This window comes from Pseudomonas sp. CCI1.1, from assembly GCF_034348165.1.
Classification (GTDB): Bacteria; Pseudomonadota; Gammaproteobacteria; order Pseudomonadales; family Pseudomonadaceae; genus Aquipseudomonas; species Aquipseudomonas paracarnis.
The window spans coordinates 1,765,271-1,779,356 of sequence record NZ_CP133780.1 but is presented as its reverse complement, the minus strand read 5'-3'; the positions used below and the strand labels follow the sequence as shown (position 1 = coordinate 1,779,356).

Genomic DNA, 14,086 nt, shown 5'->3' with positions numbered 1-14,086 from the left:
AGGGACGACGTGCCTTTGTGCTTCCCGCCTATTGCCCCGGATTCCAAGAAATGAATGCTGAAGACTCCTTGAAACTTGCTCGCCGGTTTATCGGGCTGCCTCTGGAAAAACGCCAACTGTTCCTGCAAGCCTTGCAGAAAGAAGGCGTGGATTTTTCAAGGTTTCCGATTCCGGCAGGGGTGGAGGTGGAGGACCGCCAGGCGCTGTCCTACGCGCAGCAGCGCATGTGGTTTCTATGGCAGTTGGACCCGGCCAGCGGCGCCTACAATTTGCCTGGCGCAGTGCGCTTGAGGGGGGCGCTGAGCCTGCCAGCGCTGGAGCAAGCGTTCGCCAGCCTGGTGGCGCGTCACGAAACCCTGCGCACGGTGTTCCAGCGTCAGGCTGATGAGCGGCTGGCGCAGGTGGCGGTGGAGCCGTCGGTGACCGTCGAGCACCTGGACTTCACCGCCTTGGCCTTTGATGCGCGTGAGCAGGCCGTCAACGCCGCCGCCACCCGTCAATCGCTGTTGCCGTTCGACCTGGAACACGGCCCATTGCTGCGCGTGCAACTGCTCAAGCTTGCCGAGCAGGAACACGTGCTGCTGCTGACCCTGCACCACATCGTCTCCGACGGTTGGTCGATGAACGTGCTGATCGACGAATTCATCCGTTGCTATGACGCCCATGAGCGCAACGAAGCGCCCCAACTGCCAGCGCTGCCCATCCAGTACAGTGATTACGCCCTGTGGCAGCGCCGCTGGCTGGAAGCGGGCGAGCAGGCGCGCCAATTGGAATATTGGCAGGCTCGCCTGGGCGATGAACATCCGGTCCTGGAGCTGCCCACCGACCACCCGCGCCCGGCCATGCCCAGCTACCAGGGCACACGGCATAACTTCGCGATTGCGCCGGCACTGGCCGCGCAACTGCGCAGTTGCGCGCAAAAACACAACGTTACCCTGTTCATGCTGCTGCTCGGTGCCTTCAATGTGCTGTTGCACCGCTATACCGGCCAAAGCGACATCCGTGTCGGTGTGCCGATTGCCAATCGCAATCGCACCGAAGTCGAGGGGCTGATCGGGTTCTTCGTCAACACCCAGGTGTTGCGCACCGAACTGACCGGGCAAACCCGGGTTGCCGAGTTGCTGCAAGGTATCAAGGAGCATGCTCTGGGCGCCCAGGCCCATCAGGAGTTGCCCTTCGAACGGCTGGTGGAAGCGCTGAAAATCGAGCGCAGCCTGAGCCACACGCCGCTGTTCCAGGTGATGTATAACCATCAGCCGGTCGTCGCCGACATCGCCTCGGTCAGCACCGCATCGGGGCTGGAATTGGCCCTGGTGGAATGGCAAGGCCGCACCACCCAGTTCGACCTGACCCTGGACACCTATGAAAAGTCCGGCACCCTGCATGCCGCGCTGACCTACGCCAATGACTTGTTCGATACGCCCACCATCGAGCGCATGGCCCGGCACTGGACCCGCCTGCTGCAAGCCATGGTGCTCGATGGCGAACAGCGCATTGGCGAATTGCCCATGCTTGACGCGGCTGAACAGCAACGGCTGGTCCACAGCTGGAACCAGACCACCGAGGCATACCCGACCGAGCGCGGGATTCATCACCTGATCGAAGACCAGGCGCGTCGCAGCCCCGATGCACCGGCACTGGTGTTCGGTACCACCACCTTGACCTACGCCCAACTGGATGCGCGCGCCAACCAGTTGGCCCATGCCTTGGGCGAGCAGGGCGTGGGGCCCGACGTGCTGGTGGGTATCTGCATCGAGCGCTCCATCGAAATGGTGGTTGGCCTGCTGGCGATTCTCAAGGCCGGTGGCGCCTACGTGCCTCTCGACCCTGAGTATCCCCAGGAACGCCTGGCCTACATGATCGAAGACAGCGGCATACAACTGCTGCTCAGCCAGCAGAGCCTGCTGGCGTCGCTGCCCGTCGCCGGTATCCAGTTGATTGCCCTGGACCAGCCGGCGCTATGGCTCGACGGCTACAGCCGCGAATCGCCGAACGTGGCCTTGCATGCCCTTAACCTGGCCTACGTGATCTACACCTCGGGCTCCACCGGCAAGCCCAAAGGCGCCGGCAATAGCCATCGCGCCTTGGTCAACCGCTTGAGCTGGATGCAACAGGCGTATGGCCTGGGTGCCAACGACGCGGTGTTGCAGAAAACCCCGTTCAGCTTCGACGTGTCGGTGTGGGAGTTCTTCTGGCCACTGATGACCGGCGCCCGCCTGGTGGTCGCGGCGCCTGGCGAACACCGTGAACCGGCGCGCCTGATCGACACCATTGGTCGGCACGCCATTACCACCTTGCACTTCGTGCCGTCGATGTTGCAGGCGTTTATCCATGAGCCGGGCGTACAGGCGTGCGCAAGCCTTACGCGCATCGTCTGCAGCGGCGAAGCCTTGCCCCTGGATGCGCAACAGCAAGTGTTCGCCAAGTTGCCCGCTGCGGCGCTGTACAACCTCTATGGCCCGACCGAGGCGGCCATCGACGTCACGCACTGGACCTGCATCGACGAAGGCGCCGACAGCGTGCCCATCGGCCGCCCCATCGCCAACCTCGGCACCTACGTGCTGGACGCGCAACTCAACCCGGTGCCGGCCGGTGTCAGTGGCGAACTCTACCTGGGCGGCGTTGGCCTGGCGCGCAGTTACCACCGACGCCCGGCGTTGACTGCCGAACGTTTCGTGCCCAGCCCGTTCGTGACGGGCGAGCGCCTGTATCGCACCGGTGACCGCGTGCGCCAACGCGCCGATGGGGTGATCGAATACCTCGGCCGCCTCGATCATCAGGTCAAATTGCGCGGCTTGCGTATCGAGCTGGGCGAAATCGAAGCACGCCTGATGCAGCATCCACACGTGCGCGAAGCCGTGGTACTGGTACAGGGCGGCAAGCAGTTGATCGCCTATCTGGTGCACGCAGGCGAGGCGCCAACGGACCTCAAGGCCTGGTTGCTCGGCAGCTTGCCGGAATACATGGTGCCGACGCATTTCATTGCGCTGCCCAAGCTGCCGGTGACCGCCAACGGCAAGCTCGACCGCAAGGCGTTGCCAGCGCCGGATGCGGCTCAGCCGCAGGCATTTGTCGCCCCCCAAGGCGACCTGCAAACAGCCCTGGCCGCCATCTGGAGCGACGTGCTGGGCGTTGAGCAGGTCGGCCAGGACGATAACTTTTTCGAGCTGGGCGGCGATTCGATCATCTCCATCCAGGTGGTCAGCCGCGCCCGTCAGGCCGGCATTCGCCTGAGCCCGCGTGACCTGTTCCAGTACCAGAGCATCCGCAGCCTGGCCCTGGTGGCGCGCTTCGAGCAGGTCAGCCTGATCGACCAGGGCCCGGTCAGTGGCGAGGTGATGCTGACGCCCGTGCAACACAGTTTTTTCGCCCAACCGATCCCGGCGCGGCATCACTGGAATCAATCTTTGTTGCTTGTGCCCGGTGAGGTGCTTGAGCCTGCACGGTTGGAGGCCGCGCTGGCGCGGTTGATCCAGCATCACGACGCTCTGCGCCTGCGCTTTGTGCAGCAGGCTGACGGCTGGCAGCAGAGCCATGCCGCCGATGTCAGCGAATCGCTGTTGTGGCAATGCCAGGCCAGCACCGACGCTGAACTGGCGGTGTTGTGTGATGAAGCCCAGCGCAGCCTTGACCTTGCCCAAGGCCCGCTGCTGCGCGCCGCGTTGGTGAATTGGGCCGATGGCAGCCAACGTCTGCTGCTGGTGATCCATCACTTGGTGGTGGATGGCGTGTCTTGGCGCATCCTGCTTGAAGACTTGCAACAGGCTTACCGAGAACAGGTGCTGCCGGCAAAAACCAGTGCCTACCAGCGCTGGGCGCAACAGCTGCACCGCCACGCGCAGACCGTCGAGGAGCAACTGTCGTACTGGCAAGCCCAATCCATCGACGCCGAACTGCCGTGTGATCACCCCGAAGGCGGCCTGCAAAACCGCCTGGGTGCCAAGCTGGAAACACGCCTCGACGTCGAGCACACCCGCCGACTGCTGCAAGACGCGCCAGCGGCCTATCGCACCCAGGTCAACGACCTGCTGTTGACCGCCCTGGCGCGGGTGATCAGCCGTTGGAGCGAGCAACCTGCTGCGCTCATTCAATTGGAAGGCCATGGTCGCGAAGACCTCTTCGACGACATCGACCTGAGTCGCACCGTCGGCTGGTTCACCAGCCTGTACCCGGTGCGCCTGCATGCCAAAGGCGAGTTGCCCGAGGCGATCAAAGCGGTCAAGGAACAACTGCGCGCCGTGCCCGACAAAGGCCTGGGTTACGGCCTGTTGCGCTACCTGGGCGCGCCACACGCGCAGGAAAGCCTGGCGAACCTTACCGCGCCGCGCATCACGTTCAACTACCTGGGCCAGTTCGACCGTCAGTTCAACGAGTCGGCACTGTTCGTGCCGGCCAGTCAGGGCAGTGGCCAGGCCCAGGATCCAGAGGCGCCGCTGGCCAACTGGCTGACGCTGGAAGGTCAGGTGTATGGCGGCGAGCTGTCGTTGCAATGGGGGTTCAGTCGGGAGATGTTCGAGGCGGCGACTGTGCAGCGGTTGGCGGATGAGTACGCAGCCGAACTCAAGGCGTTGATCGAGCATTGCTGTGCCACGCCGGCAGGCCAGGTGAGCCCCTCGGATTTCCCGCTGGCACGCCTCACCCAGCAGCAACTGGATGCCTTGTCCGTGGCCGGGCCGGCGATTGCCGACCTTTATCCGCTGTCGCCGATGCAGCAAGGCATGCTGTTCCACACCCTGTTGGAACCCGAGGCACAGGCCTATATCAACCAGTTGCGCCTCGACATCGAGGGCCTTGATTTGCTCGCCTTCGGACGTGCCTGGCAGGCCGCACTGGATCGTCACGACATCCTGCGCAGCAGCTTCCATTGGCTGGGCCTGGACAGTGCTCATCAGTTGATCCAGCGTCAGGTCGACCTGCAACTGCAAGTGATCGAAGACCCCGACGCCGATTTCGACACGCTGGCCCAGGCCGAACGCGAACGCGGTTTTGCCCTGAATGCCGCGCCGCTGTTTCGCCTGACGCTGGTGCGCGGTGCTGGTGCGGCCTGGCACTTTATCTTCACCAGCCACCACATCCTCATGGACGGCTGGAGTAACGCGCAGTTGCTCGGTGAAGTCATCGCTCACTATGCGGGGCAGGCAGTGCTGGCGCCGCTCGGGCAGTTCCGCGATTACCTCGCCTGGCTGCAACAACAGTCCTCGGGCGAAGCGTTCTGGAAAACAGCCCTGGCGGCATTGCCGGCGCCGACTCTGCTGGCGCAAGCGCTGCGCACGCCGGTAGCCGGGGTGGGCATGGCTGACCATCACGTAGCACTGGAGAGCGACTTTACCCGCCGCCTCGCTGAGTTCGCACGCCAGCACAAAGTCACCCTCAATACCCTGTTGCAAGGGGCTTGGAGCCTGTTGCTGCAACGCTACACCGGCCAGGACTGCGTCGCCTTCGGTGCCACCGTGGCCGGGCGTTCCGCACCGCTGCCGGGGATCGAGCAGCAACTGGGCCTGTTCATCAACACCTTGCCGATCATCAGCGCAGCCTCGCCAGCCCAGTCGGCCGCGACGTGGCTCAGCGAACTGCAAGCGCTCAACCTCAGCCTGCGCGACCATGAACATGTGCCGCTCTATGACATCCAGGGCTGGGCCGGCCAGCAGGGCGCGCTGTTCGACACCTTGCTGGTGTTCGAGAACTTCCCGGTCGCCGAGGCGCTCAAGCAAGGCGCGCCGGCCGGCCTGACTTTCGGTCGCCTGCACAACCATGAGCGCACGCACTACCCATTAACCCTGGGCATCGAACTGGGCGCCAGCCTGCGCCTGGAATTCAGTTATGACCGTGCCCAGTTCAGCGAGGCGCACGTGGCGCAGTTGAGCGCCAACCTGCAACACCTGCTGGCGCAATTGCTCGCAGACGCTCACATGCCGCTGGGCAACCTGCGTCTTCTCGACGCCCCTGCGCAACGGCAGATGCTCGCTCTGAGCCGCTCAGCCGCAGCGCCCCAGACCAACGAACGCGTGCACCAGCGTATTGCAGCCCAGGCCGAGGCGACGCCAGACGCCCTGGCTGTACAGGCCGGTGACGCCAGCTTGAGCTACGCCCAGTTGAACCAGCGCGCCAACCGCCTGGCCCATCGCCTGTTGGCGCTTGGTGTCGGCCCCGGCCAACGGGTGGGCCTGGCTTCGCGGCGTGGCCCGCAGTTGATCGTCAGCCTGCTGGCAGTGCTCAAAAGCGGGGCGGCCTACGTACCGCTGGACCCTGAATACCCAGCAGAACGTTTGGCCTATATGCTCGCCGACAGCCGCCTGGACGTGCTGCTCAGCGAAACCGGCTTGCTCGCCGACTTGCCTTTGCCCCGCGGCCTGACCCGCGTGGATTTCAGCGCCAGTGGCGACGAACTGACCGGCTACCCGACGACCAATCCGCCCAATCACGCGGCGGCGGCTGACCTGGCCTATGTGATCTACACCTCTGGCTCCACCGGCCAGCCCAAGGGCGTGGCCATCGACCATGCCGCCCTCGGCCAGTTTTGTGACAGCGCCACGCTGTACAGCCGACTGAGCGCCGAAGACCGCGTGTTGCAGTTTGCGACCTTCAGTTTCGATGGTTTTGTCGAACAGTGCTTCCCGCCCCTGTGTGCGGGCGCGGCGTTGATCATGCGTGGCGATGAACTCTGGGATGCCGGGCAACTGGCGCAAGAGATTGTCGAGCAGGGCGTGACCCTGGCCGATTTGCCCGCCGCCTACTGGTACCTGTTGGCGCAAGAGTGCGCCGAGCACCGTCGCTTCCTGGGCAAGCTGCGCCAGGTGCATGTGGGCGGTGAAGCCATGTCAGTGGAGGGCGTGCGTGCGTGGTACGCCGCAGGCTTGGGCAATGTGCGCCTGGTCAACACCTACGGGCCGACCGAAGCCACGGTGGTCTCCAGCGTGCATGAGTGCCAATTGGCCGATGCCAACGACGCCTACGGCGTGCCAATCGGGCAGGCGATTGCCGGGCGCGGCCTGTATGTACTCGACAGCGGTTTCGAACTGTTGGCCACCGATGGCGTGGGCGAGCTGTGCATTGGTGCTGAGGTTGGCTTGGCGCAACGCTATTTCGACCGCCCGGCGCTGACCGCCGAGCGCTTCTTGCCGGACCCGTTTTGCGCCACGCCCGGTGCGCGGCTTTATCGAAGTGGCGACCTGGCCCGGTATAACCCGGCGGGTGCGCTGGAGTACGTCGGGCGTATCGACCATCAAGTGAAAATTCGTGGCCTGCGTATCGAAATGGGCGAAATCGAAGCCAGCCTGCAAGCCTTGCCCAACGTGCGGGAAGCCGCCGTGCTTGCGCAGCCGAGCGCGACCGGCGTGCAGTTGGTGGCGTACGTGGTGCCAGCCGAAGGCCAAGCGCTGGAGCCCCAGGCACTGGCGGCGCGCTTGCGCCAGACGTTGCCGGACTACATGGTGCCGGGCCATTGGGTGGTCCTCGATGCCTTGCCGTTGAACCACAACGGCAAGCTCGACCGCCGTGCGCTGCCCACACCCGACCTGAACCAGGCCAGCGCCGCCTACGTGGCGCCGCAGAGTCCATTGCAAATCCAGTTGGCGGCGATCTGGCAAGCAGTGTTGCAGGTCGAGCAGGTTGGCCTGGAAGATCACTTCTTCGAACGCGGCGGCCACTCCTTGCTGGCCACCCAAGTGATCTCCCGGGTGCGCCACGATCTCAAGCTGGAAGTGCCGTTGCGGGCCCTGTTCGAGCAGCCGACGCTGGCCGCTTTCGCAGCGGCGTGCGCAGGCGTGCAGGCCGATACCGCGCCCGTGATGCAGGCGGTTGGCCGTGAGCAGCCGCTGGCGTTGTCCTTTGCCCAGGAGCGGCAGTGGTTTCTCTGGCAATTGGACCCCACCAGCGCGGCCTATCATGTGCCCACCGCCTTGCACCTGCGCGGTGAACTTGACGTCGCGGCGCTGGAGCGCGCCGTCGAGGCCCTGGTGCAGCGCCATGAACCGCTGCGCACCACCTTTGTGGAGGCGGGCGAGCACAGTGTGCAAGTCATCCACCCAGGCCTGGCAGTGCCGGTTGAACAACAAGAGGTCGACGCCGGCGCTATCGAGCAGGCTGTCACCGAAGAGATCCAGCGCCCGTTCGACCTGCGCAACGGCCCGCTGATGCGCGTCAAGTTGCTGATCGTCGCGCCTGATCACCATGTGCTGGTCATCACCCAGCACCACATCATCTCTGACGGCTGGTCGATGCAAGTGATGATCGACGAGTGGGTGGCGCTGTACCAAGGCGACGCAGGGTTGCCGGCCTTGCCGATCCAGTACGCCGACTACGCCCAGTGGCAGCGCGACTGGATGGCGGCTGGGGAACAACAACGCCAGCTCGATTACTGGTGCGCTCGTCTGGGGCGCGAGCATTCGTTGCTGGACCTGCCGCTGGGCTATCCACGCCCCGCAGTGCAGAGCCATCGTGGCGCGCGCCGCCAGATTCATCTGGAGCGTGCGCTGCTGACTGAACTCAAGGCCCTGGCCCAGCGTCAGGACGTGACGCTGTTCATGCTGTTGCTGGCGTCGTTCCAGACCTTGCTGCACCGCTACAGCGGCCAGGCACAGGTGCGTGTCGGCGTGCCGGTCGCCAACCGTAATCGCTTCGAAACCGAGCGACTGCTGGGCTTTTTCGTCAATACCCAGGTGCTGCAAGCTGACGTGCACGGGCACATGCCGTTCGACCAGTTGCTGGCCCAGGTCAAGCAACGTGCCCTGGAAGCGCAGGCCCATCAGGACCTGCCGTTCGAGCAGCTCGTGCAAATGTTGCAGCCCGAGCGCAGCCTCAGCCATAACCCGCTGTTCCAGGTGATGTTCAACCATCAGGACAGCCTGCGTTCAGCCCCGGTGCAATTGCCCGGCCTGGCTTTGCAGCCAGTGGATTGGGCCGGTCACAGCACTCAGTTCGACCTGAACCTGGAAACCGAGGAATCGGTGGACGGTCTCTGGGCCTCGCTGACTTACGCCACGGACCTGTTTGACGCGGCGACCGCGGAACGCCTGGCCGAGCATTGGCAAAACCTGCTGCGCGCGGTCCTGCAGGATGCCTCGATGGCCTTGGACGACCTGGCGATGCTCAGCCCGTCGCAATCGCAGCAAATGGTGCACGACTGGAACCGCAGCGACACCGACTACCCACGCGAACGCTGCGTACACCAGTTGTTTGAGGCCCAGGCCGCGGCGCAACCCGACGCCATCGCGCTGCACTTCAATGACGAGCACCTGAGCTACGGCGAACTCAACCGTCGCGCCAATCGGCTGGCCCATCGTCTGATCGACATGGGCGTCGGCCCGGACGTGCTGGTGGCAGTACACGTGGAGCGTTCCCTGGACATGGTGGTTGGCTTGCTCGCGACCCTCAAGGCCGGTGGCGCCTATGTGCCGCTCGACCCGCAATTCCCGGCAGAGCGCCTGGGCTACATGCTTGAAGACAGCCGCGCCCGGGTATTGCTGACGCAACCGCACCTGCTGGGGCACCTGGCGCAGCCGCACGGCGTGCAGGTGCTGATGGTGGAGGAGGCCGGCACAGCGCAGCACAATCCCCAGGTTGCCGTGACACCGGAGCATCTGGCCTACGTGATCTACACCTCTGGCTCCACTGGCAAGCCCAAAGGGGTGATGGTTCGTCACAAGGCGCTGTGCAGCTTCACCAGCGGCATGGCCGGTACGTTGAGTATCGGCCAGGATGCGCGGCTGTTGTCGCTGACCACCTTCTCGTTCGACATCTTCGCCCTGGAGCTGTATGTGCCGCTGAGTGTCGGCGGTACCGTGTTGCTGAGCGCCCAGGCAACGGCCCTCGACCCCGAGGCGATCCTCGATCTGGCCCAGCGTCAGGCGGCGAATGTGCTGCAAGCCACGCCTTCGACCTGGCGCATGTTGCTCGACAGCCCACGGGCTCATTCACTGCGTGGCATCGCCTGCCTGTGCGGTGGCGAAGCGCTGCCCGTCGATTTGGCCCAGCGCATGCTCGACCTGCAAGGCCCGCTGTGGAACCTCTATGGCCCGACGGAAACCACCATCTGGTCGGCGGCTCATCGTTTGCACCAGGCATTGCCGTTCGTTGGACGGCCCATCGCCAATACCGGCTTGTTCATTCTCAATGCCGGTCTCACGCCATGCCCCCAAGGTGTGTCCGGTGAGCTGCTGATCGGTGGTGTCGGCCTGGCGCGCGGTTACCACGGGCAGCCGGCGCTGACCGCCGAACGCTTCGTGCCCAACCCGTTTGGGGCTCCGGGCGAACGCCTGTACCGTACCGGCGACCTGGCACGCTATCAGGCGGACGGCGTGGTGGAATACATCGGCCGTGTCGACCATCAGGTCAAGGTCCGGGGTTTCCGTATCGAGCTGGGTGAAATCGAAGCCTGCCTGCGTGAGTTCGACGGCGTACGCGAAGCCGTGGTGCTGGCCGATAACGACCGGCTGATCGCTTACCTGGTCAGCGCCGCACCGCAGGCGCCGCAGGTCTATAAAACCGCGCTGCGCGAGCGCTTGCCGGACTACATGGTGCCCGCGCAGTGGCTGTTCCTTGACAGCCTGCCGCTGACCCCCAACGGCAAGCTCGACCGCAAGGCACTGCCCAAACCGGATGCCAGCCTGTCGCTCAAGGGCCATGTAGCGCCCGTCACCCCGCGCGAGCAGCAGGTGGCGGCGATCTGGGCCGAGGTACTGGAATTGCCCCGTGTGGGCCTCGACGATCATTTCTTCGAGTTGGGCGGGCATTCATTGCTGGCCACGCGGGTGGTGTCACGGGTGCGTCAGGCCCTGGCGCTGGAGGTCCCACTCAAGGCCTTGTTCGAACAGCCGCTGCTGGGTGATTTCGTGCAGGCCTTGGGCGAGGAGGGCGTCACCGCGCCGGCGCTGATCAAGGCCGATCGCACGCAGCCTCTGCCGCTGTCTTATGCCCAGGAGCGCCAGTGGTTCCTCTGGCAACTGGACCCGGCCGGCGCCGCGTATCACATCCCCAGCGCCTTGCGTTTGCACGGGCCGTTGGACCTGACCGCGCTGCAAGAGAGCTTTGATAGCTTGCTGGCTCGCCATGAAAGCCTGCGCACGTATTTCCGTCAGGACGCCACCGGCGCGGTTCAAGTCGTTGACGCCCAGGGCCGGGTCGATATCGAGCAGGTCGACAGCGACTATGCCGGCCTCAAGGCGCGGGTCGCGCAGGTGGTCGCCCAGCCTTTCGACCTGCTGCGTGGGCCGCTGCTGCGGGTTACCTTGCTGCGCCTGGCCGAGGACGACCACGTGCTGGTGCTGGTGCAGCATCACATCGTCTCTGACGGCTGGTCGATGCAGTTGATGGTCGAGGAGTTGGTGCAGGCGTATGCCGCTAACAGCCAAGGCCAGGACGTGCAATTGCCGGCGCTGCCGATCCAGTACGGCGATTATGCCGTGTGGCAGCGCGGTTGGATGGAGGCGGGGCAGCAGGCGCGTCAACTGGCCTACTGGCGCGAGCAGTTGAGCGGCGAGCAACCGGTGCTGGAGTTGCCGTTCGACCATCCGCGCCCGGCACAGCCAAGCCATCGCGGCGCACGCTTGGGTATCGAGTTGCATCCGGAGTTGTTGGGCAGTTTGCGCACACTGGCGCAGCACGCTGGCGTCACGCTGCCGATGCTGCTGTTGGCGTCTTACCAAGCGTTGCTGCATCGCTACAGCGGCCAGGAAGATGTGCGCGTGGGCGTGCCGATTGCCAACCGCAATCGCCTGGAAACCGAGGGGTTGATCGGCTTCTTCGTCAACACCCAAGTGCTCAAGGCCGATATCCACGGGCAAATGAGCAGCGAGCAATTGCTGCACCAGGTGCGTCAGCGTTCCCTGGAGGCCCAGGCTCACCAGGACCTGCCGTTCGAACAGTTGGTGCAGGCATTGCAACCGGAGCGCAGCCTTAGCCTGAGCCCGTTATTCCAAGTGTTGTTCAACCACCGTGTGAGCGCTGCCGACAGCCATCTGCATCGCTTGGCCGACCTGCACGTCGAAGTCCTGGATCTGGACGAAGGCGTGGCCCAGTTCGACCTGGCGCTGGATGTGGAAGAAAGCTCGACGGCCCTGCGTGCCTCCCTGAGTTATGCCACCGACTTGTTCGCCGTGGCGACCATCGAGCGCATGGCCGGGCATTGGCAGAACCTGTTGCGGGCGATGGTGGTCGACCCACAGCAGCCCATCAGCCAATTGAGCCTGCTGGGCGAGGATGAGCAGCAGCAGATTCTTGAGCTGTGGGACCAGACCGACGCCGGTTTTTCAGCCGAGCGCCTGGTGCACGAATTGGTCGGCGATCGCGCCCGGCAAACCCCGGACGCAGTGGCGGTTAAATTCGACGCGCAAACCCTGACTTACGGTGAACTGGATCGCCAGGCCAACCGCCTGGCCCATGCCTTGATCGCCCGTGGCGTCGGCCCGGAAGTGCGGGTGGCCATCGCCATGCCGCGCAGTGCCGAGATCATGGTGGCGTTCCTGGCGGTGATGAAAGCCGGTGGCGTGTATGTGCCGCTGGATATCGAATACCCACGTGATCGCCTGCTGTACATGATGCAAGACAGCCGTGCGCAACTGCTGCTGACTCACAGCCGGGCGTTGCAGCAACTGCCAGTCCCCGAGGGTCTGGATACCCTGGCGATTGATCGCACCGAAGAGTGGGCCGGTTACAGCGATACGGCACCGGATGTGGCGCTGGACGGCGACAACCTCGCCTACGTGATCTACACCTCCGGTTCCACCGGTTTGCCCAAGGGCGTGGCGGTGGCTCATGGGCCGTTGGTGGCGCATATCATCGCCACTGGCGAGCGTTATGAAACCTCACCGGCCGATTGCGAACTGCACTTCATGTCGTTTGCTTTCGACGGCTCCCACGAAGGCTGGATGCACCCGCTGATCAACGGCGCCAGCGTGTTGATCCGGGACGACAGCCTGTGGCTGCCGGAATACACCTACGAGCAGATGCATCGCCATAACGTGACCATGGCGGTGTTCCCACCGGTGTACCTGCAACAGTTGGCCGAACATGCCGAGCGCGACGGCAACCCGCCGGCGGTGCGGGTGTACTGCTTTGGCGGTGATGCCGTGGCTCAAGCCAGCTACGACCTGGCGTGGCGCGCGCTGAAACCCAAATACCTGTTCAACGGCTACGGCCCGACCGAAACCGTGGTCACGCCGCTGCTGTGGAAGGCACGCAAGGGCGACCCCTGTGGCGCCGTCTACGCGCCCATCGGCACTTTGTTGGGTAACCGCAGTGGCTACGTGTTGGATGCGCAACTGAACCTGCAACCCATCGGCGTAGCCGGCGAGTTGTACCTGGGCGGCGAGGGCGTGGCCCGGGGTTATCTGGAGCGTCCGGCGTTAACCGCCGAACGCTTCGTGCCGGACCCGTTCGGCAAGCCTGGCAGTCGCGTGTATCGCAGCGGCGACCTGACCCGTGGGCGTCCGGATGGCGTGGTGGATTACCTGGGGCGTGTGGACCATCAGGTGAAGATCCGCGGTTTCCGTATCGAACTGGGGGAAATCGAAGCGCGCTTGCGTGAGCAAACCAGTGTCGGTGAAACCGTGGTGGTGGCCCAGGAGGGGCCGACCGGCAAACAACTGGTGGCCTATGTGGTACCGGCCGACGCCAGCCTGGCCGACCAGGTTGAGTTCCGTGACACCCTGCGTCGTGCCCTGAAAGCCGACCTACCGGACTATATGGTGCCCAGCCACTTCGTATTCCTGGCGCAGATGCCGCTGACCCCCAACGGCAAGCTCGACCGCAAGGGCTTGCCGCTGCCGGATGCGAGCCAGATGCAGCAGCAGTACCTGGCCCCGCAAACCGAGCTTGAGCAGCAGATCGCCACGATCTGGGCCGACATCCTGCACCTGCCGCAAGTGGGCCTGAACGACAACTTCTTTGATGTCGGTGGCCACTCCTTGCTGGCGATCCAGATTACCTCGCGGGTGCAGGCCGAGCTCGGCCTGGACGTACCGTTGATGGAACTGTTCCAGACTGAATCGCTGCGCGCCTACGTGCAGGCCGCAGCCACTTTCCGCGCCGGCAGCGTGGAAGATTTTGATGACCTTCGTGACTTTTTGAGCGAACTAGAGGCGATTTGAAC

General features: G+C 64.4%; 1 protein-coding gene. It reads left to right on the top strand.

Annotation, left to right across the window (positions count from 1 at the left end; genetic code table 11):
- Positions 1 to 50: 50 nt before the first annotated feature.
- Positions 51 to 14,084: a non-ribosomal peptide synthase/polyketide synthase gene (locus RHM69_RS07530; RefSeq protein WP_200601013.1), complete on the top strand. Its 14,034-nt coding sequence runs from the start codon at positions 51 to 53 to the stop codon at positions 14,082 to 14,084.
- Positions 14,085 to 14,086: the final 2 nt, after the last annotated feature.